Source organism: Rathayibacter sp. VKM Ac-2927, from assembly GCF_022815525.1.
GTDB lineage: Bacteria > Actinomycetota > Actinomycetes > Actinomycetales > Microbacteriaceae > Rathayibacter > Rathayibacter festucae.
The window spans coordinates 447,856-473,401 of sequence record NZ_JALGRT010000003.1 but is presented as its reverse complement, the minus strand read 5'-3'; the positions used below and the strand labels follow the sequence as shown (position 1 = coordinate 473,401).

The window sequence follows — 25,546 nt, the reverse complement described above, 5'->3', positions numbered from 1 at the left end:
CTAGTCGCGCAGCCCCGCGTTGATGTCGGACCCGGTGATGTACTTCTGGAACACCAGGTAGATCGCCACCAGCGGCAGCATCGAGAGCACCGAGGCCGAGAGCAGGATCGCCCAGTCGATGTTCTGGGCGCCGATCAGCTGGCGCAGCGCGATCTGCAGGGTGAAGTTCTTCGGGTCGCTGAGGATGATCAGCGGGAAGATGTAGTCGTTCCAGCGCCACTGGAACGAGATGATCGACAGCGTCAGGATGATCGGCTTCGACAGCGGCAGCATGATCCGGAAGAAGATCGACAGCTCGCGCGCCCCGTCGATCCGGGCGGCGTCGAGCAGCTCGTCCGGCACGGTGATGAAGAACTGCCGGAACATGAAGACGCCGGTCGGGGTGAGGATCGACGGCATGATGATGCCCATCAGCGTGTTGTACATCCCGAGGTCGCGGACCACGGTGAAGACCGGGTTGAGGATGACCTCGCCGGGCAGCATCGTCGTCGCGAGGATGCAGAGCGCCAGCACGCTCAGCCACGGCGACTTGTACTTGGCCAGGGCGTAGCCGGTCGTCGCGCTGAAGAAGACGGTGAGCAGCGTGGTCAGCGTCGCGACCACGAAGGTGTTCGAGAAGTAGCGGACGAAGTCGACCCGCTCCAGCGCGCGCTGGTAGCCGTCCAGGGTCCACTCGCGCGGCAGCAGCGAGAGCGGGTAGGTGAAGAGGTCGCCGCCGCCCTTGAAGGAGCTGAGCAGGAACCAGAGCAGCGGGAAGAGCGTGAGGATCGCGATCGCCCAGAGCATCGCGGTCGGGCCGATCGAGCGGCGGAGCTCGCCGGTCTTCTTCCGGGTCATCGGCGCGGGTGCCGCCGGCGTGCGCTTCGCGCGGGTGGTGCGGGCGGGGGCGGGGGTCGTGGTCACCATGCCTGGCTCCTCTTGCTGATGGCGAGCTGGACGGCGGCGATGATCAGCAGGATCACCAGCAGCACCATCGAGGCGGCGCTGGCGTAGCCGACGTTCGACTGCGCGAATCCGGTCTGGAAGATGTACTGGACGATGAGCTGGTTCTCGGTGCCCGGGCCGCCGTTGTTGAGGGCCTGGATCATCGCGAACTCCTTCATGTGCCCGAGCGTCGAGAGCAGGACGACGAGCAGGGTGGTCGGCGCGATGCCGGGGAGGGTGATCGAGACGAAGCGCTGCCAGGGGTTCGCGCCGTCGAGCTCGGCCGCCTCGTAGTGCGAGGTCGGCACGTTGTTCAGCGCCGCGATGAACAGCAGCATGTTGAAGGCCGCGCCGCCCCACGCGGAGGCGAGGATCACGACGAAGAGCGAGAGGTCGGCGTTCGAGGACCACGGCACGGCGCCGCCGCCGAGCGAGGTGATGGCGAAGTTGACGAAGCCGAAGCTCTCGCCGAACATCCAGCGCCAGATGACGCCCGCGACGATGGGGGAGACCAGCCAGGGCAGGAAGAAGATGATGCGGGCGCCGATCTTGCCCTTGGCCCGCGCATTGTTCAGCGCCACGGCCATCAGCAGCGAGAGGCCGCAGGCGAACGGCACCGAGAACAGCGCGTAGACGAGCGTGCGGCCGACCGCGGCGTAGAAGACCGGGTCCTGCGCGAGCGCCGTGTAGTTGTCGAGGCCGACGAACTCGATGTCGCCGAAGCCCCGGTACGAGGTGAAGGAGTACATCACGCCGAGCGCGCCCGGCCAGACGAAGAAGAGGGCGAAGAGGATCGCGACGCCGACCGTCAGCAGCACGGTGCTGACGACGTAGCGGGGGCGGCGCACGGAGCGCCGGCGCGAGCCCTTCGATCCGCGACCCGCGCCGGGGACCGTGAGGACCGCCTCCGGTGGCGAGGACGGCGTGACGAGCGGCTGGACGGTCATGGTGCTCTCCTGATCGGGTGGTCCTGCGAGGGGGAGGGCGGTGCGGGAAGGACCCCGCACCGCCCGGTGGGGGGACCTACTCGCCGAGGGCGGCCTGGGTCGTCGACAGGATGTTGTCGATGGTCTCGTCGACGCTCTGCTGGTCGTTGAGGTACTTGATCGTCTCGTCCTTGAGCGGCTCCGACTGGAGGAACTTGCCCTCGTAGCCGCCGATCAGCTGGTCGACGGTCTGCAGCGAGGAGACGGCGGGCGAGGCCGCGATCTCGGCGTTGTAGAGCGCGAACGCGTCCTGGTTGGCCGGGTAGTTCATCTCGAGACCGGTGACGGCGGGCAGGCAGCCGGCGATCTCGCAGTACGCGGAGTACTGCTCGGGCTGGTAGAGCCAGTCGATGAACTTCTGGGCCTCCTCCTCCTGGCCGGTGCCGTCGAAGGCGACGATCCACGAGGCGGCGCCGTAGTTGGTCGCCTTGACGGGCTGCTGCGGGGTCGGCACCGAGGCCCACTCGAACTGGGTGATGTTGGACTGGAAGTCCGCGATCTGCCAGACGCCGGAGTAGTAGGAGACGACCTGGCCGCTCTTGAAGGTCGCGCTGGCGTCCTCGCCCGCGGTCCAGACCGACTTGGGCATGAAGCCGTCGTCGTTGAGCTTCTTGAAGTACTCCAGCGCCGTCTTGGTCTCGTCATTGGCGGTGAAGGTGCCGCCGTCGTCGACGATTCCCTCGCTGCCGAATTCGTAGAGGAAGGAGCGGAGGCGGTGCGCGGAGTTGTCCATCACCATGCCGTACTGCGCGCCGGTGGCCGCCTGGACCTCCTCGGACTTGGCGACGAACTCGTCCCAGGTCCAGCTCTGCGTCGCGTCGGTGGGGTACGAGACGCCCGCCTCGTCGAAGAGCGACTTGTTGATGAACATGCCGACCGAGGTGAGGCTGGTGGGCAGCGCCTTGACCTTGCCGTCCTCGGGGTCCGGCACGGCGAGCAGCGGCAGGATGTCCTGGTCCTCGGCGATCTGCGAGAGGTCGAGGATCTGGTCCTTCCACAGCGGGTCGACGTTGGCGGCCGCAGCGAGGGCCGGCAGGTCGTTCGCCTGGGCGCTGTTGCGCAGGCGGGTCGTCAGGTCGTCGCCCGGGACGTCCACGATCTCGACCTCGACACCGGTCTGCTCCTGGTAGAGATCGGCCATCTTCTGGTAGCCGCCGCCCTGGGTGCCGTCGCCGGAGAGGACGAACTGGAGGGGCTCGGAGGCGCCGGCTCCGGAGGAGCCGTTCGCGCACCCGGCGAGAGAAGCGATCAGCACTCCCGTGCCGAGGAGCGCCAGGGTGGCGCGTGCTGTCTTCTTCAACGGAACACCTTTCATGTGTCTGTCAGTCGACGAGGCGCGGGCGCTTCGTCGTCGAGGCGGTAGTGCTTTCTTATCAATACGAGAAATATAGGTCAACAGATATCTCCGAGGCGCGTGAAGTCGTGATCGGGCCGTAACTCGCGGAAACAGCGCCGTAACGCGGAGGTGTGCGAGGGGCCGCATCCCGCGCCAGCCGCCTTGTCCCCCGGGCCGAGAGGTGCTTTCATGCCACTGTGACGAATAATCCTCCCCGAGCCGCAGCCCACCTCGTCGGTGTCGACGTGGGCGGGACCAAGACGCACGTCCGCCTGCTCGACACGGCCGGCGCGGAGGAGGACCTGGTCCTCCCCTCGAGCACCTGGCGCTCGGGCGAGCTCTTCGCCGACCCCGAGAACCTGCCGCGTCTGGCCGGCGTGCTGCTGCGCCTGCGCCCGCTCGCCGGGGACGCCGTGGTGGTCTTCGGCGTGCACGGCTGCGACACCCCCGGGCAGATGCGCGAGGCGACGGCGACTCTGTCGCTCCACCTCGGCCGCGCGGTGACGGTCGTCAACGACGCCGAGCTGCTCGGCTTCGCGGAGCAGGAGGAGCCGAGCATCCAGATGATCGTCGGCACCGGCGCTGTGATCTGCGGAACGACCATCGACGGCACGCGGATCACGGTCGACGGCCACGGCTGGCCGCTCGGCGACCGCGGCAGCGCGCACGACCTGGTGTCGACGGCGCTGCGCGAGACGCTGGTGGCCTGCGACCGCGGCATCGCCTCCGACGGCGGGGCGCCGGACCCGCTGATCGGCGCGGTCCTCGCCGCCTTCGGCGCGAGCGACGCGGCCACCCTCGCCGCCGAGGCGACGCGCATCGCGGGCGGCGCGGCCTGGGGGGCGTTCGCCCCGCTCGTCTTCGAGCAGGCGGCCTCCGGCTCGTCGCTCGCCGAGCGGATCCTGGAGGACGCCGCCCGTGCGCTCGCGGCGGGCGTCGCCTCGCTCGTGCGCCGCGGCGCGATCGGCTCGCTCGTCGTCGCGGGCGGCGGCGTGATCGTGAACCAGCCCGTCTACGAGCGGCGGATCCGCGAACGGCTGGCCGAGGAGGCCCCGCAGCTCGGCTTCGTCGTCGTGCGGCGCCCGCCGGTGGTCGGCGCGATGGCGCACGCCCACGCCCTGGCGGCCGCCGAGCGCACGCTCTCGGAGGTGGCCTCGTGAGCATCGCCGGTCCGACGACGGGCAGGACGGGCTTCGCCCCGGGGACCTCGGTCCATGTCGTCGACTCCTTCGCCGAGGCCTCGTGCGCCGCGGCCGACCTGGTCGCCGCGCGGGTCCTCGCCGACCCGCGCGCGGTGCTCGGCGTCGCGACCGGCTCGACGCCCTCGCTGCTCTACCGCGAGCTCGCCGGCCGGGTCGCGGCGGGCCGGCTCGACTTCACCGGGGTGAGCGCCTTCGCGCTCGACGAGTACGTGGGGATCGACCCAGGGCATCCCGAGAGCTACCGCGCGGTCCTCGACCGCGAGGTGCGCGTGCCGCTCGGCGTGGGCGCCGTGCACGTCCCGGACGGCACTCGCGCGGACGGCGAGCAGGCGGGCCGGGACTACGACGCCGCGATCCGGGCGGCCGGTGGCGTCGAGCTGCAGATCCTCGGCATCGGCGGCAACGGCCACATCGGGTTCAACGAGCCCGGCACCCCGCACGACGTCGGAACGCACGTCGTGCGGCTCGAGCGCAGCACCCGGGAGGCGAACGCGCGGTTCTTCGACGGGCGGATCGATCTCGTCCCGGAGTCGGCGATCACGCAGGGGATCGCGACGATCCTCGCCGCGCGCTCGCTGGTGCTGCTCGCTTCGGGCGCGGCCAAGGCGGACGCCGTCGCGCGCGCGCTGCTCGGCCCGGTCGACGTCGACTGCCCGGCCTCGGCGCTGCAGGGCCATCCGGACGTCACGGTGCTGCTCGACCGCGAGGCGGCCGCGGTGCTGGAGCGGGAGCTCGGCTGAACCGGGCCCTCAGCTGAGGTAGGTCGCCGTGCGCGAGCGGGCGATGATCAGCTGCGCGACGCCGACCAGCGCCGCGTCGGCGCCCAGCTCGGCGGTGACGATGCGCGGCGGGATGGTGATCCGGCCGACGAGGCGACGGGTCACCTCCTGCACCGCGTACTCGGGCTGGCGCGAGAGGTGGCCGGCCAGCACGATCAGCTCGGGATCGAGCACCGTGCAGAGCGCGATGCAGGACAGGCCGATGTAGTCGAAGATCTCGCCCGCCGGTGCAAGGGCCCCCTCGTCGCCCGCCGCGGCCGCGTCGAGCAGGGCCTCGAGCGGGTTCGTCGCGTCCGCCGCGTGCTCGCGCGCGTAGCTCCGGGAGATCCCGGCGATCCGCGACTCCAGGTCGCCCTGGGTCGTGTACGGCCGCTCCAGGTGGGAGCGCTCGGTGACCAGGTAGCCGATCTCTCCCGCGGCCGAGCGCGAGCCGCGCAGCAGCGCGCCGTCGTGCACGATGCCGGCGCCGACTCCGACGCCGAGGACGTAGGTGGCGAGGCTCTGCGCGCCGCGGCCGGCGCCGCGGGACCACTCGCCGAAGCCGATGGCGTTCGCGTCGTTCTCGACCAGCACCGGCACGCCGACGCGGGCCTTGAGGATGCTGCCGAGCATGACGTCGCTCCAGCCGAGCTCGATCGTGTTGGTGACCCGGCCCTCCGGACCGTGCACGATGCCCGGGATGGTGACGCCGACTCCGGCGCACGGCTTGCGGATCCGCTTCGACGCGGCCATCAGCAGGTCGACCGTCTCGATGGTGCCGGCGAGGCGGCGGTCCGCGTCGGAGCCGTCGCCGGAGAGGTCGAAGGCGAGGACCTCGTCGCGCACGGTCTTGCCGTCGAAGTCGACGAGGCGGCCGTGCGCCTGCGTCTCGGAGACCTCGATCGCGGCGACCACCCGGGCGTCGCCGGCGTAGCGGTAGAGCGAGGACGGCCGGCCGCCGGAGGAGCGCTCGCGGCCGTCGAGGACGATGACGCCCTCGCCGAGCAGCGCTGAGCAGAGCCGCTCGACGGTCGCGGGGCTGAGGCCGGTGTGGCGCGCGATGGCGCTGCGGGAGGAGGGGCCGTGCAGGCGGAGGGCGTCGACGATCGCCGTCCGGTTGATCTCGGTGACGACGCGGGTCGTCGCGGTGCGCGGAACCTTCATCCGACCCTCCCTCGCGGAGTTTCCCAGCATAGTGATGCGGATCGGCGCGCTCGTGCGCGATGCGGTCAGCGCCGGTGCCACCACCGGCGGCGCGGACGCGCGGGATGCTGCGCCTCGGCGGCTGCGAACCGCGCGCTCCGGCGCTCGGTCCAGGCGGAGACCTCCGCGTCGATGTCGCGGAGCGGCGTGACCACCGGCGGGCCGCCCAAGAGCTGCCGGCGCGCCTCGACGACCCGCTTGTTGAAGTCGGCGAGCACCGCCCGCACCTCGGACTCCCGCATCAGCCGGTCGAGCTGCTCGTCCAGCCGCCGGTCCTCGGCGCGGAGGAGGAAGGCGGCGGGACCGATGCCGGTGAGGTTCTCGCGCTCGATCTTGCGGCGGATCCACCAGTCCGGGTCGTGGTGCTCGCCGAGTCCCTCGAGCGGCTTGCCCGCGCCGGGCAGGCCGTCGAACTCGCCCCGGCGGATCGCCTGCTGGATCGACGTCTCGATGAACGCGGCGCGGTCCTCGGCGTTCTCGGGGAGGGAGCCGGTGCGCTCGTCGCCGGTCTCCGGGCGGCCGCCGGTCGTGCGCTCCGCGGCGTAGCGAGCGGCGCGATCCCTGGCTTCGGACATGGGGACCTCCTCTTCCTCCAGGCTAGAAGACCCCCGCCGAGGAGGGGTACCGTGCGGTGGCATGCGCGGTCTCGTCTACTACATCGCCACCTCGCTCGACGGCTTCCTCGCGGATCCTGAGGGGGACGTCTCCGCGTTCCCGACTGAGCCGGAGACCCTCGCCGATCTCTTCGAGCGCTACCCGGAGACCTGCCCGGCGCACCTGCGGGCGGCGCTCGGCGTCACGGCGTCGCCGCGCCGGTTCGACACCGTGCTGCTCGGCCGCCGCAGCCACGCCCCCGCGGTCGACGCCGGGCTCGTCGACGGTGCGTACCCGCACCTGCGCCAGATCGTGGTGACCCACGGCGAACTGCCCGCCTCCGACCGGGTGGAGACGATGGCGGGCGACGTGCGCGCGCAGGTCGCGGCGCTCAAGCGGGAGCCCGGGCGCGATGTCTGGCTCTGCGGCGGCGGCGACCTCGCCGCGCAGCTGATCGAGGAGATCGACGAGATCCAGGTGAAGATCTCGCCGGTGCTGCTGGGCGCGGGGATCCCGCTCTTCGGCGGGCTCGCGCAGCCGGTGGCGCTCGAGGCCGTCGACCTGCGCGCGCTGCCCGGCGGAGTGGCTCTGGCGACCTACCGCAGGCGCGACAGCGGTCAGTTGTAGGACCGGACCGACACGTTCTGGCCGAGGGCCGTCCAGTCGAGACCGGGAACGTCTTCCGGCTCGACGCCGTCGGGATGCACCTGTACCACCACCGAGGTGCGCTGCGACACCTCCAGGTCGCCCCCTCCGCCGCAGCCGCTCACGGGCCCGTCGTCACCGTCGATGATCACGCAGTGGTCGTCGCCGCGGATCGACGAGCCGAGATAGACGTCGACGCCCTCGGCCGTGCCGACGAAGCGCACGGAGTCCGGTTCGATCTGCTCGCTCACGTCGCCGAGATCCGGCAGCACGTCGCGGTCGTCCCGCGTCCGGTCGAAGTCCGAGTAGGGCGTCGGTCCCGCGCACCCCGCGAGCAGCGGCAGGGCGAGCAGGGCGATCGCGGCGGCGGTGGCGCCTCTGTGCTGGTTCCGTGGCATCGCGTCCCCCTCGTGCTGCGGTCCGCTCACCCTAGGCGCGCCGCACGGTGAACAGCCAGCCGGAGAGCTCCTCGTCGCCCTCGCTCCGCCGTGCGAAGCCCATCGCGTAGGCGTGCCCGTCGGCGTCGGGCTCCGAGTGCGGACCCCAGTCGATCTCGGGGACCGGCCTGCGCGTGTCCGCGGTGGAGCGCAACGGCTCGAGCACTGCGGAGCCGGGCAGGACCGTCCACACGCCGTCGTCGCGCCGGGTCATGCGGGTCCGGATCGCCGCGACGGATGTCACGAGGCCCTCGATCCACACCGTGTCGGCGGCTCCTGTCGCGTCGCCGTAGCGGTCGAGCATCCACGGCGTCTCGTCGAGGTCGCCGCCGAAGAAGCCGCCGCGGTGGGGGACGGCGAGCCGCCGGATCCGGTCGCCGACGGCGACGACCTCCCCGTCCTCGTCCAGCTCGGAGGTCGTGCAGAGCGCCTGCAGCAGGGCGTCGCCGTCTCCAGCGTTCTCGGATGCGGCTGGGGAGGTGGAGTCCATCCGACCACCGGACCACACGGCCCGGTTCCCGCGCAAGAGCCGCCGCTCAGCCCTCGACCAGGGGGTCGCAGTCGCCGGTGCCGAACAGGTCGGACGGATCGTCGCAGGCGTGGCCGGTCCAGCTCTCGCCGGGACTGAGCGGCTCCTCGAGTCCGCTGTGCCGGTCGAAGGCGTGCGTCGTGAAGACGAGCAGACGAGTGGCGGTGCCGCCGACGAAGGCGAAGGAGACGATCGGATCGCCCTCGGAGGTCGGGGTGCTCCAGGCGAGCTCGGCGGCCTCCCCGCGGGCGGACGCGTCCACGAGGCAGGCGCCTGCCTCGCGGGGGAGCTCCTCGCCCTGATCCAGGACGTACTCGCCGCACGTGCCCGTCGCGTCGCCGATCCTCACGATGCCGCCCGCATCGGGGAGTGCGCGGGCCGCGGTGATCGGATCGCCCTCGGGCGCCCTCGACGCCGGTGTGGACGCGCATCCGGACAGGAGCAGTGCGGTGCCGACCGCCGCGGCGAGAAGCTGATATCGCCGGTTCACGGGCCGCCGAGCCAGTGGTCGATGCGGTGGTGGTCGGGGGTGAAGCCGTGCTCGACGCCCCAGAGGACGGCCTGGGTGCGGCTGGAGGCGCCGATCTTGCCGTAGACGCTGCGGATGTAGGACTTGACCGTGTTGGGGCTGAGGTAGGTGAGGGCGGCGACGTCGGCGTTGCTCTTGCCCTGGGTGATCAGGGCGAGGATCTCGGACTCGCGGTCGGTGATGCCCTCATGGCGGCCGGGCCAGTCGAGGCCGGGGGCGGTGCCGGCGCGGCGGGGCGGCTCGCTGACGACGAGCTCGCCGGAGCGCACGGCCTCGAGGGCGGCGACGAGCTCGCGGGCGGGCAGGGTCTTGGAGAGGTAGCCGCGCACGCCCTGGTCGAGGGCGTCGGCGACGAGGTCGGGGTGGAAGTTCCAGGTGTAGACGACGACGTGCTCGGCGCGCGGGTTGCGGACGAGGTCGGCGAGCTCCTGCAGGTCCGACTCCGGCTGGGCGAACGAGTCGTAGAGCACGATGTCGATCCGGTCGGAGAGCGCGGCGTTCGCGTCGATCTCGGCGACGACGACGCGGTCGCGGTAGTGGTCGAACATGTGCGCGAGGCCCTTGAGGACGACGTCGTAGTCGTCGACCAGGGCGACGGTCAGGGGCGCCGGCATGCTCTGTCCATCCACGGACCGTACCGCGCGACCGGGCTCCGTGACTACACCCCCAGGGGTGTACCGGCCACCCCTCCGCGACTGCTTGGGTTGCTCATCGGCTCAGCGACCGCAGAGCCCCACCGCACGGTCCGCCGTGCTCGACAGGAAGGTGACGCCCGTGCTCGGACTCATCATCAGCCTCATCGTCGTCGGCCTCATCGCCGGCGCTCTCGCCCGCCTCATCGTCCCGGGACGCCAGAACATCAGCATCCTGATGACCATCGTGCTGGGGATCGTCGGATCCTTCGTCGGCGGCTTCCTCGGCTTCCTGATCTTCCAGCACGACCCGATGGAGGGCTTCCTCCAGCCGGCCGGGATCATCGGCTCCATCATCGGCGCGATCATCGTGCTGTTCCTCTACACCCGCTTCGGCGGACGCGCCCGCAGCCGCGCCTGATCGGATGCGGAACGACACGACGCCGGCCCGGGAACACTCCCGGGCCGGCGTCGTCGTGCGTGCGGAGCGCGAGCGGTGCCGCTACTCGAGCAGCTTGCCCGCGGTGGCGACCTCGCGGATCAGCGCCTGGATCTCCTCCGGGACCGCGGGAATCTCCTCGCGAGTGATGCCGGTCGACGGCGACCAGACCAGGTTCACCTGCAGCGCCGGGTCGATCTCCGGGTAGTCGCTGCGGTTGTGGCAGCCGCGGCTCTCGCGGCGCTCCAGCGCGGCCTCGAGGGTGGCCCGCGCGGCCATCGCCGCCGACTTCAGGTCGAAGGCGTGCGCCAGGTCCTGGAAGCCCGCGATGTCCGGGTGGATGCCGATGCCGGCGATGCGCGCCTCGATCGCGTCCAGCTCGGCGAGACCGGCGAGCAGGCCCGCCTCGTCGCGGACGACGCCGGCGTGCTCGGTCATGGTGTTGCGGATCGCGCGCTGCAGGGCCCGCACGTTCTCCTCGCCGTCGGCGGCGAGCAGGTCGGCGATCTCGTCGCGGGCGACCTGCACCGAGGCTGCCGAGCGGGTCTGCGCGGTGAGCGAGGCGGAGTACTCCGCCGCCGCCTGCCCGACGATGCGGCCGAAGACGAGCAGCTCGATCAGCGAGTTGCCGCCGAGGCGGTTCGCGCCGTGCAGTCCGCTGGACGCCTCGCCGATGGCGTAGAGGCCGGGGACGTCGGTGCTGTGGTCGTCCGAGCGGACCCAGACGCCGCCCATCGAGTAGTGCGCCGTCGGCGCGATCTCGATCGGGTCCTTCGTGATGTCGAGCATCTGCAGCTCGAGCATCGTCTGGTAGACGCGGGGGAGGCGGGTCATGATCGTCTCGCGCGGGAGGTGCGAGACGTCGAGCCAGACACCGCCGTTCGGCGTGCCGCGGCCCTCCTTGATCTCGGTGTAGCAGGCGAGCGCGACACGGTCGCGGGTCGAGAGCTCCATCCGCTCGGGGTCGTACTTGCCCATGAAGCGCTCGCCGAGGCCGTTGCGGAGGATGCCGCCCTCGCCGCGCGCCGCCTCGGAGATCAGCGTGCCGGCCGCGTTCTCGGGCTCGATGATGCCCGAGGGGTGGAACTGCACCAGCTCGGGGTCGCGCAGGCGCCCGCCGGCCTCGACGGCCAGGCGGAACGAGTCGCCGGTGTTCTCGTCGCGGCGCGAGGAGGTCCGGCGCCAGATGCGGTTGTGACCGCCGGCGGCGAGGATGACCGCATCGGCGTGGATGAGGTAGCGGGTGCCGTCGACGAGGTCGAAGCCGTACGCGCCGAAGACGGCGCCGTCCTCATTGACCAGGATCTGCGTCACGTAGACGGTGTCCAGGATCGGGATGTCGAGCTGGGCGGCCCGGTTGACCAGCGTGCGCTGGATCTCGAGGCCGGTGTAGTCCCCGGCGAACGCGGTGCGGCGGTAGGTGTGCGCGCCGAAGAAGCGCTGCGAGATGCGGCCGTCGTCCTCGCGGGCGAACGGCATGCCGTAGCGCTCGAGGTCCTGGATGCCGCGGGCGGCGTTCGAGGTGACGATCTCGACCGTGTGCGGGTTGGCGAGCTGGTAGGACTCGGTGATGGTGTCGGCCGCGTGCTGCTGCCAGCTGTCGTCGGGGTCCATCGTCGCGAGGGCGGCGTTGATGCCGCCGGCGGCGAGCGAGGTGTGGGCGTCCGACTTCGAGCGCTTGCCCAGCGCGAGGACGTCGACGCCGGCCTCGGCCAGCTCGATCGCGGCGCGGAGTCCCGAGCCGCCGGTGCCGATGACGAGGACGGAGGTGGAGATCCGGCGCTCCGCCGTGGCAGTGGGTGCTGAAGTGGTCATGACTCCACGCTAGGCAGGGCGCTTCGATTACTCCAATGCATAATGCTGGGGCCGGGCATGCGCTTACGCTATGGCGATGAACTTCGAGCAGCTGTCCGGATTCGTCGAGGTCGCGCGCCTCGGCAGCTTCACCCGTGCCGCGGAAGAGCTGCACCTCGCGCAGCCGTCGCTGAGCCGCCAGATCTCCGCGCTCGAGCAGGACCTCGGCTCCGAGCTGTTCCAGCGGGCGCGCTCCGGCAGCACGCTCACCCCGGCCGGTGAGCTGCTGCTGCCGCTCGCGCGGCGCATGCTCGCCGACGCCGAGTCGGTGCGCCGCGAGCTGGCCGAGCTCGCCGGGCTCGAGCGCGGGCGGGTCCGCTTCGGCGCGACGCCCACGCTCTGCATCAGCCTCGTGGCGGAGGTGCTGCACGCCTTCCACGCGGCGCACCCGGCGATCGAGCTGCACCTGGCCGAGGACGGCTCGCGCAGCCTGCTCGACCGGCTCGCGCGCGGCGAGCTCGACCTCGCGCTGGTGACGACCTCGACGGCGGCGGCCGTCGGCGCGTTCACGGTGACGCCGCTGCTCGTCGAGGAGCTGGTGGTGGTCTCCTCCGCGGCCGAGCCCGCGCTCGCCGACGGCGACGCCCTCGGCCTGGCGGCCGTGGCGGGACTCCCGCAGATCGTCTTCAACTCCAGCTACGACCTGCGCCGGACGACCGACGCGGCCTTCTCGTCCGCCGGTCTCGTGCCCGACGTGGTGCTCGAGGGCGCCGAGATGGACGCGGTGCTGCGCTTCGCCGAGCGCGGTCTCGGCGTCGCGATCGTGCCGGCGATGGTGCTGCAGGGTCGCCCGGGCCTGCGCTCGATCCGGCTCGAGGAGCCCACGCTCAGCCGCACCATCAGCCTCGCCCGCCCGGCGGACCTCGCGCCGACGGCGGCGGTCAGGGTGATGCAGCGCACGATCGCGGCGACGGCGCGCGCGTTCGCCGCCCGGGCGGGCGGCACGATGCGGCTGGCCGAGGGTCAGTCCGAGACGACCGGCTCCTCCGCCGCGATCTCGTTGAGGTAGTTGTAGATCGTGAACCGGGTCACCGCGAGCGACTCGGAGATCATGTCGACCGCGTCGCGGAGCATGAAGAAGCCGCGGTGCTTCAGCTCGAGCACGACGCCGACCTTGTGCTTCTTCTTCATCGCGGAGACCGGCACGCCGGCCGCCGCGATCGCCTGGCTGACCAGCAGCGCGGCCAGCTCGTCCACGTCCTTCACGAAGGTCTCGCCGCGGTCGGGCGCCGCGGCGGGCGCTCCTGATCCGGCCACCATCTGCGTCACGAGCGACTGGATCGACAGCCAGGCCGAGATGTCGGTGTGCACGCACAGCGCGGCGACCGGGTGGCCGGCGATGTCGCGGATGATCAGCGTCGAGGAGCGCATGCGATTGCCGTTGGGCAGCGTCGACTCGTAGTTCAGGTTGTAGTCGTCGAAGCCGCGGGCGGCCTGCTCGAGCAGCACGTCGGTCGGCGGATCGCCGATGCGACGGCCGGTGACGTCGCCGTGGATCGCGACGATCGAGTTCGGCACCAGGCTGAGGTCGTGCAGCACCACCTCGGTCGAGGTAGGCAGCGCTCGCGCGAGCGGCTCGACCAGCGAGGTGAAGAGCGCGACCAGGCGCTCGCCGTCTACCGTCCTCGGCACGGAGAACCCTGCTCCGAGCGTCGGGGGCTCGGTGCTCGCGGGCCGTTCGACGGCGGTCATCGTGCTGCTGCTGTCATCGGGATGTCCTTCGTCGACGTCGTCGTCCTCGCCGGGCGGCCGGAGGCGGTCGCCCGGGCGGGGATCAGAGTATCCGGGCCGCCTAGGACAGCTCGGCGCGCACGACGACCGCGATGTCGCTGTCGCCGTCGCCGTCGCGCTGCACCCGGGTCAGCGTCTCCAGCATCGCGGTCACCGCGGGCAGCGGGTCGGGCGACGAGTGCAGCATCAGCCGCGAGTCCTTGGCGAGCAGGTCCGCCGAGAACTGGGTGTCGGCGAAGCCGTCGGCGAGGATCATCGGCCCCTTCATCCCGGCCATGAAGCCGAGACCGGTCTTGTCCAGCATCGCCAGCACCTCCTCGGCGTCGACCCCGTTCGCGCGCCCGAGCCGGAACGACTCGACGAGCCCCTGCAGGCTGACGGCGATGGCGAGATTGGCGATCAGCTTGCCGACCGCGGCCTTCGCCGCTGAGCCGGTCACGCGGATCCGCTCGGGATCGCTCCAGAGCCGAACGAGCGGCAGCACCCGCTCGACGTCCGCCTCTGCACCGCCGACCAGCACGCCGAGCGTGCCCGCGCGAGCGGGGGCGAGGGTGCCGACCACCGGGCTGTGCACGTAGCGGGTGCCTCGGGCGTCGGCCCAGGCCTGGAACTCGTCGGCGTCGGCCGGGGCGACGGTCGTGACGTCGAGCCAGACGGCCTCGGCGGGGATCGGCAGATCCGCCGCGGTCACGACCTCGCGCACGGTGTCGGGTCCGAAGAGCACCGTCATCACGACGTCCGCGCCCTCGACGGCGCCGACGAGGTCGTCGGCCCGCGCTGCGCCGGCGGCGACGATCCGATCGGCACCCCCGGGTGTGCGGTTCCAGACGGTGAGCTCGTGACCGTCGGCCAGCAGGTGGACGGCGAGCTCGTGGCCCATGCGGCCGACGCCGAGCAGGGAGATCTTCATGACGGGGTCCTCAGGATCGGGGTGGAACGGATGGTGCGGCGGGTCACTGCTGGCCGGGCAGGCGCGGCACCGGGGCGGTGAACTGCGCGGCAGGGTCGAGCAGCCGGGACGGCCGGAAGGTGCGGAGGGCGTCCTGCTCCTCGCCGTCGATCTCCCGCGCCACCCAGTCTCCCAGCGCGAGCGAGAGCGTCACTCCGCTGTGGGTGGCGACGACGTAGAGCGGAGACTCGGGTGCGAGGCGGCCGACAGCGGGCCAGCCGTCCGCGGGCATCGCCCGCTGCCCGACCACGAAGGACTCGATCTCGGCGCCGCCGGCGTGCCGGAACAGCGCGCGGAAGCGGTCGCGGAGGGTGGTCGCGACCACGGAGTCGAGCCCGTAGGCGCGGGCGGAGTCGGCGTCGGCGTCCAGCACGGTCGACTGCAGCAGGAACCGGCCGCCGCCGGCCGGGCGGACGTTGAGCCCGGTGTGGCTGAGCAGCGGGGCGAAGTCGACGGGGACCGGGGTGGTGACGGCGAGATAGCCGACCCCCGCGCCGCCGACCTCGGCGGTCGAGACCATCGGCAGGGGAGTGCCGAGCATTCCGGTGAGCTGCTCGGTCCAGCGGCCGACGCAGCTGATCACGGTGTCCACCTCGAGGGACGCACCGTCCGCCGTCCGCACCGTCGCGCCGTCGCCGCGGGGCTCGAGAGCGGTGACCGCTGTGCGCTCGCGCACCTCCACTCCGGCCCGCTCGCAGCGGCGGAACAGCTCGACCAGCAGCAGGGCCGGATGCACGTACCCCTCGCTCGGGAAGAACGCGACGCGCTGGTCGTCAGGCATCCGCAGTCCGGGTGCCCGACGGCGGGCCTCGGCGGAGTCGAGCCACTCGACCGGGTAGCCGTAGCCCTCCAGCCGCGCCACACGTGTCTCGAGGTCGCGGGCGTGCGCGGCGTCGACGGGCCACTCCAGGTGCCCCGAGCCGACGAACCAGTCGGAGCCGTGGCCCTGCTCGTGCATCAGCGCGAGGCCGCGCAGGTTCAGGTCGTAGTACTCGCGCGGCGACTTGCCGTTCGAGTTGATCCAGGCGTAGGAGGTGCTCGACGTCCCCGAGCCGACGGTGCCGGCCTCGAGCACGACCACCTCGTGGCCGCGGCGGCCGAGCTCGGCGGCGACGGACAGGCCGACCACTCCGGCTCCGATGACGGCGATCCTGCTGCGGGTGCTGCTCATGCGCGTGCTCCTTCGTCGATCTCGTTCTCCTCCAGCAGGACGCCGCGCAGGAAGGCCCGGGTGCGGGCCTGCTTCGGCCGCACCAGGACCTGCTCCGGCGGGCCCTGCTCGACCACGACGCCGCCGTCCATGAAGACGACGTGGTCGGCGACCTCGCGGGCGAAGGCGATCTCGTGGGTGACCACGATCATCGTCATGCCGCTGTCGGCCAGGTCGCGCATCACCTCGAGCACCTCGCCGACCAGCTCGGGGTCGAGCGCGGAGGTCGGCTCGTCGAAGAGCATCACCTTCGGCTGCATGGCCAGCGCCCGGGCGATCGCCACTCGCTGCTTCTGGCCGCCGGAGAGCTGGTTCGGGTACGCCGTCGCCTTCTCGCGCAGGCCCACCCGCTCCAGCAGCGCGTGCGCCTCGGCTCGGGCCTGTGCGGGGGCGACGCGCTGGATGCCGACCCGCCCCTCCATGATGTTCTGCTCCACCGTCAGGTGCGGGAAGAGGTTGAAGCCCTGGAAGACCATGCCGATCTCCTGGCGCTGCCGAGTGACCAGGCGCTCCTTCATCTCGAAGAAGCGGCCGTCGCGCTCGGTGTAGCCGATCAGCTGGTCGTCGACGAAGACGCGACCGCTGTCGATCCGCTCGATGTGGTTGATGCAGCGCAGCAGCGTGGACTTGCCCGAACCCGACGGGCCGAGCAGGCAGGTGACCTTCTCGCGCTCCATCGTCAGGTCGATGCCCTTGAGCACCTCGAGCGAGCCGAACGACTTGTGCACGCCCTCGAGGCGCACCATCGGAAGCGACTGGGTGCTCACGGCTGTCCTCCTGTGATCGTGGGTCCTGCGACGGCGGGGGTGGAGGCTCCGGTGCTCCGTCGCTGCAGGCGCAGCGCGGTGCTCCAGAATCCGGTCCGGCCGGTGCCGGTGGGCCCGTGGCCCTGGCCGAAGTGGCGCTCGAGCACGTGCTGACCGGCGGTGAGCACCGTGGTGACGAGCAGGTACCAGATCGACGCCACGATCAGCAGCGGCACGGTGAGGTAGTTGACCGCGTAGATCAGCTGCGCGGAGTAGAGCAGTTCTGGGAAGGCGACGACGCTCACGATCGAGGTCGTCTTCAGCATGGAGATCACGTTGTTGCCCGTCGGCGGCAGGATCACCCGCATCGCCTGCGGCAGGATGATCCGGCGCAGGATCCTCGCGCGGCTCATGCCCATCGCCTGGCCGGCCTCGCGCTGACCCTGATCGATGGAGGCGAGTCCGCCCCGCACGATCTCGGCCATGTAGGCGCCCTCGTTCAGGCTGAGACCGAGCACGGCCGCGAGCCACGGCGTCATCAGCTCGCGCATCTCGGCCTCGACGAGCGGGCCGTCGGCGAAGGGCAGTCCGATCGAGACGGTCGGGTACAGCGCCGCGATGTAGCCCCAGAACAGCAGCTGCACGAAGAGCGGCGTGCCGCGGAAGAACCAGATGTAGAGCCAGGCGATCTTCGAGAAGACCGGGTTGGTCGACTCCCGCATGATCGCGACGAGCACACCCAGCGCGATGCCGACGATCATCGAGATCGCGGTGAGCTCGAGCGTGTGCCAGAGCCCGGTCAGGATGCGGGACGAGAAGAGGTACTGCCCGACGACGTCCCAGTGGTAGTTCTCGTTCGTGACGACCGTCGAGGCGAAGCCGGCCAGCAGCAGCAGGAGGATCCCCGCGACGATCCGCCGGCCCCAGTGGCGCACGGGCACCACGGTCATCGTCGGCGGTGCCGTCCGCTCCTCGGTGCGAGCGAGCACGTCGGTCATCAGCTGTTCGCCCCGTTGATGACGGACTCCTCGATGGCGATGTCCTCGAGGCCGTACTTCGCGATCAGCTCGTCGTAGGTGCCGTTCGCCATCAGCTCCGTCATCGCGGCGTGCACGGCCTCGGTGAAGGCGCCGTCCTTGGGCAGCGCGACGCCGCCGGGGTTCGGGTTCTTCGTCGCGGGGCCGGCGATCTCGAAGGCGTCGTTCGCCTGCTGCGCGAGCACGAGCGGCGGCACGTCGGCGAGGACGGCGTCGACCTGGCCGGCGGTGAGGGCGAGCAGGGCCTCCGGGGTGCCGGCGAAGACCGCCTCGGTCGGAGCCTCCTCGCCCTCCGCGGCGCAGGTCTCGGCCTGCGGCGGGAGCATCGTCGACTGCTGGAGGGAGCCGCGATTCACGGCGACGGTGGCGCCGCAGAGCGCGGTCGCGGTGAGGTCCATCGGGTTCCCCGCCTCCACGAGTGCGACCGTGCCGTTGTGGTAGTAGGTGACGAAGTCGACGACCTCCTCGCGCTCCTTGGTGTCGCCGATCGAGTTCATCGCCATGTCGTTCGTGCCGGACTGCAGCGAGGGGATGAGACCGTCGAAGGAGGTGATCGAGAACTCGACCTCGAGGCCCATTAGCGCCGCCATCTCGCGGGCGAGGTCGGCGTCGAGCCCGACGAGGGTCTCACCGTCCTCCTCGGAGATCGAGCCGAACGGGGGATAGGCGCCGTCGAGGCCCATGCGGATGACGCCGGCGTCGGCGATGACGTCGGGGACCAGCGCCTGCACGGCAGGGTCCGCCTCCGAGGCGACGCCGGACGCGGAGTCGGCGGAGGACGTGTCGTCACCCGCGCTGCACGCCGTCAGCGTCAGCAGGAGGGCGGCCGTTCCAGCGGCGGCGGACAGGCGGAGCAGGGAGCGAGAGGACATGGTGACCTTCCAGGGCGCACGGGGGAGGAATTGGTGCTGCTGTTGAGAGTGCAGCAATTCTTACCCGCGACGTTGAAGGAATGCGCGCCGATCCCGGTCGAAAGAGCGGTCTTTTACACAGCAGTAACAAAAAGAGTCTCCACGAAACATGAAGACGCTTCTGCTGTCTCGGGCCCGGCGGTCTGCGGGAGGGTCGGGATCAGCGCAGGCGCGCGTAGCGCCGGCTCCGCGCCGACAGCACCGACGCTCCGAGCACCGCCGCGATCACCGAGCCGGCCAGCACGCCGACCTTCACGTGCTCGTCGGCCTCGCTCCCGACGCCGAAGGACAGCTCGCCGACGAGCAGCGAGACGGTGAAGCCGATGCCGGCAAGCATCGACATGCCGACCAGGTCCGGCCAGCGCAGCGCGGGGTCGAGGCGGAGACCGGGCAGGCGGGTGATCAGGAAGGTGGTCGCGAGGATCCCGAGCGGCTTGCCGAGCACCAGGCCGACGACGATGCCGAGAGCGATGCTGTCCTGGAACGACTCGACGAGGCCGGTGAGGCCGCCGATGGTGACTCCGGCCGAGAAGAAGGCGAAGACCGGGACGGCGACGCCGGCCGAGACGCCGCTCCAGCGGTCGGCGAAGTGCGCGGCGAGTCCGTCGTACTCGGGCTCGCCGTCGCTGCCGGTTCCGGTGCGGACGCGGGCGCGGGCGGTCGCGACGACCGGGACCGCGAAGCCGAGCAGCACGCCGGCGACGGTCGCGTGGATGCCGGAGGCGTGCACGAGCGCCCAGGTGGCGACGCCGAGCGCGATCAGGATCCACCAGGTGCGGACACCCCGCTGGACGAGGACGGTGAAGATCCCGAGCGGGACGAGCGCGAGCAGCAGCGGCAGGAAGGCGATGGCCGAGGTGTAGAAGACGGCGATGATCGTGATGGCGAGCAGATCGTCGACGACGGCGAGGGTGAGCAGGAAGGTGCGCAGGGCGACCGGGAGGCTCTTGCCGACGACCGCGATCACGGCGACCGCGAAGGCGATGTCGGTGGCGACCGGGATCGCCCAGCCCTGCAGGGCGTCGGGGCCGGCGGTCGCGTTGATCGCGACGTAGATCAGGGCGGGGACCGCGACGCCGCCGAACGCCGCCGCGACCGGGAGGGCGGCGGTGCGCGGGTCGCGGAGCTTGCCGACGACGAACTCCTCCTTGAGCTCGAGGCCCACGACGAAGAAGAAGATCGCGAGCAGTCCGTCGGCCGCCCAGGCGCCGACGCTGAGGTTCAGGTGGAGCGCCTCGGGGCCGAACTCGAAGTCGCGGACGGTCTCGTAGAAGCCCGCCGCGGGCGAGTTGGCGAGGACCAGTGCGAGGACGGTCGCGCCGAGCAGCAGGGCGCCGCCGACGGCGTCGGAGCGCAGCGTCTGGCGCAGGCCCCGCCAGATCGCGTGCGGCGCCTGGTGGGTGGGCTCGGAGGCAGGAGTGTGGGGCACGGAGGGGCTTCCTTCGGGAGGTCGTCGGATCGCGTGGGAACGCGGCAGAGGGCCGCGTCCGCCGACCAGACTTCCCGGCACACCGCCGACCATCGTACCGGTGCGGTTCCTCCCTGCACTCGGACCCTCCCTACACTCGGACGATGCGACACGGCATCGTCATCCTCCCGCAGGAGCCCTGGTCCACCGCCCGCCGCAAGTGGCAGTCCGCGGAGGGGCTCGGCTTCGACCACGCCTGGACCTACGACCACCTCTCCTGGCGCTCGCTCGCCGACCAGGTCTGGCACGCGACGATTCCGACGTTGACGGCCGCCGCTACCGTCACCGAGACGCTGCGGCTGGGCACCTTCGTCGCCTCGCCGAACTTCCGCCACCCGGTGCCGTTCGCGAAGGAGATCGCGACGGTCGACGAGATCTCGGGCGGCCGCTTCGTCCTCGGGGTCGGCTCGGGCGGGACGGGCTTCGACGCGACGGTGCTGGGGCAGGAGCTGCACTCGCCGCGGGAGCGGCACGAGCGCTACGTCGAGTTCGTCGCGGCGCTCGACGTGCTGCTGCGGCACGAGGAGCCGGGCTCGGGCGGGATCGACCTCGACGGCGCCTGGTTCACGGCGCGCGGCGCCCGGATGGTGGGGGAGCCGGCGCAGTCGCCGCGCGTGCCGTTCGTGCTCGCGGCGAACGGGCCCAAGGGCCTCGCGCTCGTGGCCGAGCGGGCGCAGGGCTGGGTGACGACGGGGCCGGAGGGCCGCAGCACCGAGGAGTGGTGGGCGGCGGTCGCCGAGCTCTCGCAGCGCCTCGACGACGCGCTCGAGGTCGCCGGGCGCGACCCGCGCTCGATCGAGCGGCACCTCTCGCTCGACTCCGGGCCGGACTACTCGCTCGAGAGCGTCGACCGCTTCGCCGACTCGGCCGGCCGCGCCGAGGCGCTGGGCTTCACCGACGTGATCGCGCACTGGCCGCGCGCCGACGGGCTGTACGCCGGCGACGAGGACGTGCTCTACGAGGTCGCGGCGCGGTTCTAGCGCTCCCGGCGCTCGAAGACGAGGTGCACGACCCCGGACGGCGAGGGTGTCGCCTCGATGCGGAATCGCTGCTCCAGGCCCTCGAGCCTGTCCCACAGCCGCTCGCCGCGGCCGAGGACGATCGGGACGAGCACGACGTGCATCCGGTCGATGAGATCGGCGGCGAGGAACTGCCGCACCGTCGCCGCGCCGCCGCCGATGCGCACGTCACCGCCGCCGGCCAGCTCGCGGGCCCGCTCGAGGGCGGTCGCCGGGTCGGCGTCGACGAAGTGGAAGCTGGTGCCGCCGGCCATCGTGACGGTCGGGCGCGGGTGGTGCGTGAGGACCACGACCGGCGTGTGGAAGACCGGGTCCTCGCCCCACCAGCCGGTCCACTCCTCGTCCTCCCAGGGACCGCGCTGGGGCCCGAACTTGTTGCGGCCCATGATCTCGGCGCCGATGCCGTCCGCCCAGGCGCGGGCGAACGCCTCGTCGACGCCCTGCGAGCCCTCGCCCGGACCGGGCATGCCCATCCTGCGGAAGGTGCGGGTCCCCATCGCCCACTCGACCAGCCGGGAGCCGGCGTGGCCGAACGGGGTCTCGAGCGACTGGCCCTCCCCGGCGGCGTAGCCGTCGAGCGAGACGGAGAAGTTGTGGACGCGGACCTTCGACACGGGGTCTCCTTCGGGCGGGCGGCGGTTCAGCCGAGCGTAGGCGCGGACCCGCGGCGCAGTCCACGGGCCGCGAGCGCGACGCACGCGAGGATCGCGAGCGCGGTCGCCGCGAGCAGCAGCGGCATCGGCAGGGCGACGGCCAGCGCCGCGAGGATCGCCGGCACGAGGAAGCCGGCGTAGGTGACGGAGTAGTAGACGGCGGTGACGCTCGCCAGGTCGCGCGTCTCGATGAGGGCCTGCGAGGCGGTCAGTCCGGAGACCATCGCGAGGCCGTAGCCGCAGCCGAAGACCGGTGCGGCGACGAGGACCGGCCAGAGCTGCTGGCCGACGGCGGCGGGGATCAGCAGCAGAGCGCCGAGGGCGGTGAGCGCGCCGCCGACCAGGGCGCCGCGGCCGCGCAGCAGGACCAGCAGCGGGCCGGAGAAGAGCTGGGTGACCCAGCCGCAGCCGAGGGTGATCACGGTGACGAGGGTCGCGAAGCCGACGGTGAGGCCCGGCAGCCGGTCGGCGACCAGGCTCGGTCCGACCGCGAAGGACAGGGCGGGTGCCGCGAAGACCCAGGGGGCGAGCGGCAGGACGACGGCGGCGAAGCGGGCGCGGGCGGGTCGCGGAATGCTGAGCTCGCCGGTCAGGTGTCCGGCGGAGGGGTCGTAGGCCCGGGTCTCCGGTGCGCGGAGGAGCACGAGGACGGCCGCGACGCAGGCGGCGGACTGGACGATGTAGGGGAGCACGGTCGGCCAGGGGCCGAACTGCGCGAGCGCGCCGCCGACTCCCGCGCCGCCGCCGAAGCCGATGGTGAGCATCGCGGAGGCGCGGCGGGCACCGGCCGAGGACGCTCCGGTCGCGATCGAGAGCTCCTTGATCCAGGCCGTGCCGACGACCATCCCCGCTGCGACGCTCAGCCCGCTGATGAAGCGGCCGACGCCGAGCCCGAGCACCGAGGCGGGGGAGCACGCGAGCACGATGCTGCCGAGGATCCCCAGGACGAGGGCGGCGAGCAGCACCGGGCGGCGGCCGAAGCGGTCCGACCAGCCGCCGGCCAGGGCGAAGCCGGGGACGATGCCGAGGACGTAGGCGGCGAGCAGGATCGTGACCTGCGTCTGCGTGTAGCCCTCGAGCTGGCGGTAGAGCTGCATCAGCGGCAGGAACTGGTTGCCGCCCCAGCCGAGGACGACGAGCGACGGCGCGACGAGGAGCCAGGAGCGCGCGGAGGGCGCGGACGGTCCGGCGGGGGAGGGGAGCGGCACGGTCCATAGTGGCGCACCCGAGCGGCTCGCGGTCAGAGCCGCACGACGAGCTTCCGCGCGGACACGCCCCCGTGCAGCCGGTCGAGCGCGCCCTGCACGGCGCCGAGACCGGTGCCGACGACCTCGGGCTCGGGCGCGCAGCGGTGGCGGCCGTCGGCGAGCGCGCTCGGCAGGTGGTCGCGCCAGAGCATCGGCCCGACCTCGTTGCTCATCAGCGTCGCGCCCCAGACGTAGCGGGCGCGGATGCCGCGACGGCGGGCGGCGAGCTGGAGGCGGAGGTTCGCGCCGACGAGCCGCGACATCGTCCTCACGAACGGGAGCGAGAGCCCCGCCCTGCGCGGCAGCGAGCCGAAGGAGACCGAGGGGCTGGCGAGGGCGACCCGGCGAGCTCCGGTGGCGGCCGCGACGGCGACGCAGGGCTCGGCGGAGCCGGTGCCGACCGCGAGGATCCCGGCCACCTCCGCGACGCCGATCGCGGTGACGACGTCGTCGACCGCGCTCGGGCCGCGGTAGTCGACGACGACGTCGGCGCCGAGCTCGCGCAGGCGGGCGTGGTTGCCGGGCGAGGCGGTGGCGACGACGCGGTGGCCGGAGGCGACGGCGAGCTGGATCGCATTGCTGCCGACGCTGGTGGCGCCGCCCCAGACCACGACCGTCCGGCCGGTGGGGACCGGCTCGGTCGAGGGGTGGGGCAGCGCCAGGTGGTCCTTCTGGAAGAGCGCGGTCGCGGCGGTGGAGACCGCGAGCGGCAGCACCACGGCCTGCTCGTGCGCCAGCTGCGGTGGGATCGGCGCGGCGAGGTCCGCGCGGACGACGGTGTACTCCTGGAAGCCGCCCTCCGCATCGTGTCGGCGGCCGCGCTCCATGCCGACCGCGTAGGCGACGACGCGGTCGCCGACGGCGAAGCGGTCGACGCCGGGCCCGACGGCCGCGACCTCGCCGGCGACGTCCTCGCCGAGGATCGAGGGGTAGGGGAGCCAGCGGTACATCAGGTCGCCGGTCCACTGCTTCAGCTCGTCGAGCGGGTTCACGGCGACGGCGCGGTTGCGCACCAGCAGCTCGCCGGGCCCGGGCTCGTGCAGCGCGGCGGGACCGACGACCAGGTCGGCGCGGGGCGAGGGGAGTCGCGCGGCGGTGTTCGTGAGTGCGGCGGTGTTCGAGGGCAAGGGTTCTCCAGTGCTCGACGGCATGACGTGTCATCACTGTAGCCCTGATGGCACGACGTGTCATCGGCTAGCCTGGCTGCATGTCACGCTGGGCCCCCGACGCCGCACTGCGCCTCGAGCGCGCCGCGATGGAGCTGTTCACCGAGCACGGCTACTCCGCGACGACGGTGCCGTCGATCGCCGAGCGGGCCGGGCTCACGACCCGCACCTTCTTCCGGCACTTCGCCGACAAGCGCGACGTGCTGTTCCTCCGCGAGCGGGAGTTCCCGGAGGTGGTTTCCCGGCTGATCGCGGGCGCTCCCGAGGGCCTCGCTCCGCTCGGGCTGCTGATGCACGGGCTCGAGACGGTCGCGGCGGGGGACCTCGAGGGCTGGCGCGGCGAGATCGCGGCACGGCGGGCGGTCGTGCTGTCCGAGCCGGCGCTGCGCGAGCGCGAGCTGCTGAAGTCGGCGGTGCTCACCGATGCGATGCGAGACGCGCTGGTCGAGCGGAGTGTCCCGGCGGAGGACGCGGCGCTCGCGGCCCGTACGGCGGCCGTGCTCTTCGACGCGTCGCTGGAGCAGTGGCTCGGGGAGCGAGACAGCACGCTGGTCGTGGTGCTCCACGAGCAGTGCCTGCGGCTCCGGAGACTGGTGAGCGCGGCGGAGCAGGCGGGCTCGCCCGAGTAGGCGAGCCCGCGCGCGCCCTACGCCTTCGAGGTGGCCGTCGCGTTGCCGACGACGCCCTGCGGGTTCGAGGTGGTGTCGGTCAGCACGAAGCGGATCTCCTGCGGGAAGGCGGTCGGCTTGACCCGCACCCAGGTCGTCTCCGCCGCGCGGGTCAGGGTCCAGGAGTAGGTGTAGAGGCCGTCGGTCAGCACGCCCTGCACGCCCGGGGCGAGGCTGGTGGTGTCGTAGGTGATCGTCGACACCGGCTTCGCGGAGCTGATGACGTAGGTCCAGCCGGTCTTGTACGAGGCGTAGTCGCCGTCGTCGGGGACGGCGGTGAAGTCGGTGCGCGCGTAGCCGGTGTTGTTGGTCGCCTTGAGGCTCGGGTCGCCGACCGACTGGCGCGTCGCCGAGAAGGTCGGGTTCGGGTAGGTGTCCGGCTGGCCGGGGACGACCTCCACGGTGGAGGCGCTCGCGAGCGGCGCCGCGGCGGCGACGGCGATCACGGGCAGCGACCAGGCCGCGGCGACGGCGACGGAGCGGCGCGAGGGGGAGAGCGGGGAGAGCGGGGAGGAGGTGGGCACGGGGTCCTTTCGGGGCCGGGAGGGGGGAGTTCCGTCCAGAAAGTAGCGACAGCCGCCCCGTCCTTCCGCGCCAGCACCCGCCCGGCCACGGCCCCTCTCAGGGGGAGGAGGCACGCCGTTCCTGGGCTCGGGCTGACATGACCACGTAG

General features: G+C 72.1%; 28 protein-coding genes. 7 read left to right on the top strand and 21 right to left on the bottom strand.

Features of this window, described 5'->3' with window-relative positions:
• The 3 genes from MT353_RS11375 to MT353_RS11365 form a co-directional block, all read right to left on the bottom strand.
• Positions 1–906: a carbohydrate ABC transporter permease gene (locus tag MT353_RS11375; protein ID WP_243624477.1), complete on the bottom strand. Its 906-nt coding sequence runs from the start codon at positions 904–906 to the stop codon at positions 1–3.
• A complete protein-coding gene (locus MT353_RS11370) occupies positions 900–1,871 on the bottom strand; it encodes a carbohydrate ABC transporter permease (RefSeq protein WP_243624476.1) in 972 nt (323 codons plus the stop codon). The genes MT353_RS11375 and MT353_RS11370 overlap by 7 nt, the downstream gene beginning before the upstream one ends.
• A 76-nt stretch (positions 1,872–1,947) precedes the next feature.
• A complete protein-coding gene (locus MT353_RS11365; protein ID WP_243582014.1) occupies positions 1,948–3,210 on the bottom strand; it encodes an ABC transporter substrate-binding protein in 1,263 nt (420 codons plus the stop codon).
• 233 nt (positions 3,211–3,443) lie between these two features.
• Here MT353_RS11365 and MT353_RS11360 point away from each other — a divergent pair, with 233 nt between their 5' ends.
• Entirely contained in the window at positions 3,444–4,406 is a 963-nt protein-coding gene (locus MT353_RS11360; RefSeq protein ID WP_243624475.1) for a BadF/BadG/BcrA/BcrD ATPase family protein, read from the top strand.
• Entirely contained in the window at positions 4,403–5,188 is a 786-nt protein-coding gene (locus tag MT353_RS11355; protein WP_243624474.1) for a glucosamine-6-phosphate deaminase, read from the top strand. Before MT353_RS11360 ends, MT353_RS11355 begins: the two co-directional genes overlap by 4 nt.
• 9 nt (positions 5,189–5,197) lie before the next feature.
• Here the strand turns inward: MT353_RS11355 and MT353_RS11350 are convergent, their stop codons facing one another.
• Both MT353_RS11350 and MT353_RS11345 read right to left on the bottom strand, forming a co-directional pair.
• Positions 5,198–6,370, bottom strand: a complete 1,173-nt coding sequence (locus MT353_RS11350; protein ID WP_185020219.1) for an ROK family transcriptional regulator — start codon at positions 6,368–6,370, stop codon at positions 5,198–5,200.
• Between the two features lie 65 nt (positions 6,371–6,435).
• Positions 6,436–6,984, bottom strand: a complete 549-nt coding sequence (locus tag MT353_RS11345; protein WP_243624473.1) for a DUF1992 domain-containing protein — start codon at positions 6,982–6,984, stop codon at positions 6,436–6,438.
• Between the two features lie 61 nt (positions 6,985–7,045).
• Between MT353_RS11345 and MT353_RS11340 the strand changes: the two genes are divergently transcribed.
• Positions 7,046–7,630 carry a dihydrofolate reductase family protein gene (locus tag MT353_RS11340; protein WP_243624472.1) on the top strand — a complete coding sequence of 195 codons (585 nt, stop codon included), beginning with the start codon at positions 7,046–7,048 and terminating at the stop codon, positions 7,628–7,630.
• Here the strand turns inward: MT353_RS11340 and MT353_RS11335 are convergent.
• From MT353_RS11335 to MT353_RS11320, 4 genes are read right to left on the bottom strand one after another with little or no spacing between them, the layout of a single operon-like run.
• Positions 7,621–8,046 carry a hypothetical protein gene (locus tag MT353_RS11335; RefSeq protein WP_243599212.1) on the bottom strand — a complete coding sequence of 142 codons (426 nt, stop codon included), beginning with the start codon at positions 8,044–8,046 and terminating at the stop codon, positions 7,621–7,623. The genes MT353_RS11340 and MT353_RS11335 overlap by 10 nt on opposite strands.
• A 31-nt stretch (positions 8,047–8,077) precedes the next feature.
• Positions 8,078–8,575 carry a hypothetical protein gene (locus MT353_RS11330; protein WP_243624471.1) on the bottom strand — a complete coding sequence of 166 codons (498 nt, stop codon included), beginning with the start codon at positions 8,573–8,575 and terminating at the stop codon, positions 8,078–8,080.
• Between the two features lie 46 nt (positions 8,576–8,621).
• Positions 8,622–9,104, bottom strand: a complete 483-nt coding sequence (locus MT353_RS11325) for a hypothetical protein (protein WP_243624470.1) — start codon at positions 9,102–9,104, stop codon at positions 8,622–8,624.
• Complete coding sequence (locus MT353_RS11320) at positions 9,101–9,757, bottom strand: response regulator transcription factor (protein WP_123445882.1); 657 nt, start codon at positions 9,755–9,757, stop codon at positions 9,101–9,103. The genes MT353_RS11325 and MT353_RS11320 overlap by 4 nt, the downstream gene beginning before the upstream one ends.
• A gap of 160 nt (positions 9,758–9,917) precedes the next feature.
• Here MT353_RS11320 and MT353_RS11315 point away from each other — a divergent pair, with 160 nt between their 5' ends.
• On the top strand, positions 9,918–10,196 hold the full coding sequence (locus tag MT353_RS11315) for a GlsB/YeaQ/YmgE family stress response membrane protein (RefSeq protein ID WP_123445883.1): 279 nt from the start codon (positions 9,918–9,920) through the stop codon (positions 10,194–10,196).
• A gap of 81 nt (positions 10,197–10,277) precedes the next feature.
• Here MT353_RS11315 and MT353_RS11310 read toward each other — a convergent pair whose 3' ends face one another.
• Positions 10,278–12,029, bottom strand: coding sequence for an L-aspartate oxidase (locus MT353_RS11310; RefSeq protein WP_243624469.1), 1,752 nt, complete (start codon positions 12,027–12,029; stop codon positions 10,278–10,280).
• A 76-nt stretch (positions 12,030–12,105) separates the two neighbouring features.
• Here MT353_RS11310 and MT353_RS11305 point away from each other — a divergent pair, with 76 nt between their 5' ends.
• Entirely contained in the window at positions 12,106–13,077 is a 972-nt protein-coding gene (locus MT353_RS11305; protein ID WP_243599216.1) for a LysR family transcriptional regulator, read from the top strand.
• Here MT353_RS11305 and MT353_RS11300 read toward each other — a convergent pair.
• From MT353_RS11300 to nhaA, 7 genes are all read right to left on the bottom strand, one after another.
• On the bottom strand, positions 13,032–13,760 hold the full coding sequence (locus tag MT353_RS11300) for a transcriptional regulator (RefSeq protein WP_243624468.1): 729 nt from the start codon (positions 13,758–13,760) through the stop codon (positions 13,032–13,034). The two genes, MT353_RS11305 and MT353_RS11300, sit on opposite strands and share 46 nt — an antisense overlap.
• Positions 13,761–13,860: 100 nt before the next feature.
• The gene (locus MT353_RS11295) at positions 13,861–14,709 is read right to left on the bottom strand and encodes an NAD(P)-dependent oxidoreductase (RefSeq protein WP_243615597.1); all 849 of its coding nucleotides are present in this window, start codon (positions 14,707–14,709) and stop codon (positions 13,861–13,863) included.
• 43 nt (positions 14,710–14,752) lie between these two features.
• Positions 14,753–15,919, bottom strand: a complete 1,167-nt coding sequence (locus MT353_RS11290) for an FAD-binding oxidoreductase (protein ID WP_243599219.1) — start codon at positions 15,917–15,919, stop codon at positions 14,753–14,755.
• Positions 15,916–16,704, bottom strand: coding sequence for an amino acid ABC transporter ATP-binding protein (locus tag MT353_RS11285; protein ID WP_243599301.1), 789 nt, complete (start codon positions 16,702–16,704; stop codon positions 15,916–15,918). Before MT353_RS11285 ends, MT353_RS11290 begins: the two co-directional genes overlap by 4 nt.
• 17 nt (positions 16,705–16,721) lie before the next feature.
• The gene (locus tag MT353_RS11280) at positions 16,722–17,702 is read right to left on the bottom strand and encodes an amino acid ABC transporter permease (protein WP_243599220.1); all 981 of its coding nucleotides are present in this window, start codon (positions 17,700–17,702) and stop codon (positions 16,722–16,724) included.
• Complete coding sequence (locus MT353_RS11275; protein ID WP_243624467.1) at positions 17,702–18,613, bottom strand: ABC transporter substrate-binding protein; 912 nt, start codon at positions 18,611–18,613, stop codon at positions 17,702–17,704. Before MT353_RS11275 ends, MT353_RS11280 begins: the two co-directional genes overlap by 1 nt.
• Before the next feature lie 199 nt (positions 18,614–18,812).
• Positions 18,813–20,081, bottom strand: coding sequence for a Na+/H+ antiporter NhaA (gene nhaA / locus MT353_RS11270; RefSeq protein WP_374204707.1), 1,269 nt, complete (start codon positions 20,079–20,081; stop codon positions 18,813–18,815).
• A gap of 143 nt (positions 20,082–20,224) precedes the next feature.
• On the opposite strand from nhaA, the gene MT353_RS11265 reads away from it, so the two are divergent.
• Positions 20,225–21,100 carry an LLM class flavin-dependent oxidoreductase gene (locus tag MT353_RS11265; RefSeq protein WP_243624466.1) on the top strand — a complete coding sequence of 292 codons (876 nt, stop codon included), beginning with the start codon at positions 20,225–20,227 and terminating at the stop codon, positions 21,098–21,100.
• Here the strand turns inward: MT353_RS11265 and MT353_RS11260 are convergent.
• From MT353_RS11260 to MT353_RS11250, 3 genes are read right to left on the bottom strand one after another with little or no spacing between them, the layout of a single operon-like run.
• On the bottom strand, positions 21,097–21,753 hold the full coding sequence (locus MT353_RS11260; protein ID WP_243624465.1) for a dihydrofolate reductase family protein: 657 nt from the start codon (positions 21,751–21,753) through the stop codon (positions 21,097–21,099). The two genes, MT353_RS11265 and MT353_RS11260, sit on opposite strands and share 4 nt — an antisense overlap.
• Positions 21,754–21,779: 26 nt before the next feature.
• Positions 21,780–23,000, bottom strand: coding sequence for an MFS transporter (locus MT353_RS11255; protein WP_243624464.1), 1,221 nt, complete (start codon positions 22,998–23,000; stop codon positions 21,780–21,782).
• A gap of 32 nt (positions 23,001–23,032) precedes the next feature.
• Positions 23,033–24,166: a zinc-binding alcohol dehydrogenase family protein gene (locus MT353_RS11250; protein WP_243624463.1), complete on the bottom strand. Its 1,134-nt coding sequence runs from the start codon at positions 24,164–24,166 to the stop codon at positions 23,033–23,035.
• Positions 24,167–24,246: 80 nt separating this feature from the next.
• Between MT353_RS11250 and MT353_RS11245 the strand changes: the two genes are divergently transcribed.
• Positions 24,247–24,834, top strand: coding sequence for a TetR/AcrR family transcriptional regulator (locus tag MT353_RS11245; RefSeq protein WP_243624462.1), 588 nt, complete (start codon positions 24,247–24,249; stop codon positions 24,832–24,834).
• Positions 24,835–24,851: 17 nt separating this feature from the next.
• Here the strand turns inward: MT353_RS11245 and MT353_RS11240 are convergent, their stop codons facing one another.
• On the bottom strand, positions 24,852–25,397 hold the full coding sequence (locus MT353_RS11240; RefSeq protein ID WP_243624461.1) for a hypothetical protein: 546 nt from the start codon (positions 25,395–25,397) through the stop codon (positions 24,852–24,854).
• Positions 25,398–25,546: the final 149 nt, after the last annotated feature.

Excerpts from the sequence above, each read along its gene's own strand:
- MT353_RS11345 (WP_243624473.1), bottom strand. The coding sequence starts at position 6,984 with ATGTCCGAAGCCAGGGATCGCGCCGCTCGCTACGCCGCGGAGCGCACG.
- MT353_RS11275 (WP_243624467.1), bottom strand. The coding sequence starts at position 18,613 with ATGTCCTCTCGCTCCCTGCTCCGCCTGTCCGCCGCCGCTGGAACGGCC.
- MT353_RS11290 (WP_243599219.1), bottom strand. The coding sequence starts at position 15,919 with ATGAGCAGCACCCGCAGCAGGATCGCCGTCATCGGAGCCGGAGTGGTC.
- MT353_RS11330 (WP_243624471.1), bottom strand. The coding sequence starts at position 8,575 with ATGGACTCCACCTCCCCAGCCGCATCCGAGAACGCTGGAGACGGCGAC.
- MT353_RS11305 (WP_243599216.1), top strand. The coding sequence starts at position 12,106 with ATGAACTTCGAGCAGCTGTCCGGATTCGTCGAGGTCGCGCGCCTCGGC.
- MT353_RS11310 (WP_243624469.1), bottom strand. The coding sequence starts at position 12,029 with ATGACCACTTCAGCACCCACTGCCACGGCGGAGCGCCGGATCTCCACC.
- MT353_RS11375 (WP_243624477.1), bottom strand. The coding sequence starts at position 906 with ATGGTGACCACGACCCCCGCCCCCGCCCGCACCACCCGCGCGAAGCGC.
- MT353_RS11370 (WP_243624476.1), bottom strand. The coding sequence starts at position 1,871 with ATGACCGTCCAGCCGCTCGTCACGCCGTCCTCGCCACCGGAGGCGGTC.
- MT353_RS11295 (WP_243615597.1), bottom strand. The coding sequence starts at position 14,709 with ATGAAGATCTCCCTGCTCGGCGTCGGCCGCATGGGCCACGAGCTCGCC.
- MT353_RS11335 (WP_243599212.1), bottom strand. The coding sequence starts at position 8,046 with ATGCCACGGAACCAGCACAGAGGCGCCACCGCCGCCGCGATCGCCCTG.
- MT353_RS11265 (WP_243624466.1), top strand. The coding sequence starts at position 20,225 with ATGCGACACGGCATCGTCATCCTCCCGCAGGAGCCCTGGTCCACCGCC.
- MT353_RS11300 (WP_243624468.1), bottom strand. The coding sequence starts at position 13,760 with ATGACCGCCGTCGAACGGCCCGCGAGCACCGAGCCCCCGACGCTCGGA.
- MT353_RS11350 (WP_185020219.1), bottom strand. The coding sequence starts at position 6,370 with ATGAAGGTTCCGCGCACCGCGACGACCCGCGTCGTCACCGAGATCAAC.
- MT353_RS11280 (WP_243599220.1), bottom strand. The coding sequence starts at position 17,702 with ATGACCGACGTGCTCGCTCGCACCGAGGAGCGGACGGCACCGCCGACG.
- MT353_RS11285 (WP_243599301.1), bottom strand. The coding sequence starts at position 16,704 with ATGGTGCGCCTCGAGGGCGTGCACAAGTCGTTCGGCTCGCTCGAGGTG.
- MT353_RS11245 (WP_243624462.1), top strand. The coding sequence starts at position 24,247 with ATGTCACGCTGGGCCCCCGACGCCGCACTGCGCCTCGAGCGCGCCGCG.
- MT353_RS11340 (WP_243624472.1), top strand. The coding sequence starts at position 7,046 with ATGCGCGGTCTCGTCTACTACATCGCCACCTCGCTCGACGGCTTCCTC.
- MT353_RS11320 (WP_123445882.1), bottom strand. The coding sequence starts at position 9,757 with ATGCCGGCGCCCCTGACCGTCGCCCTGGTCGACGACTACGACGTCGTC.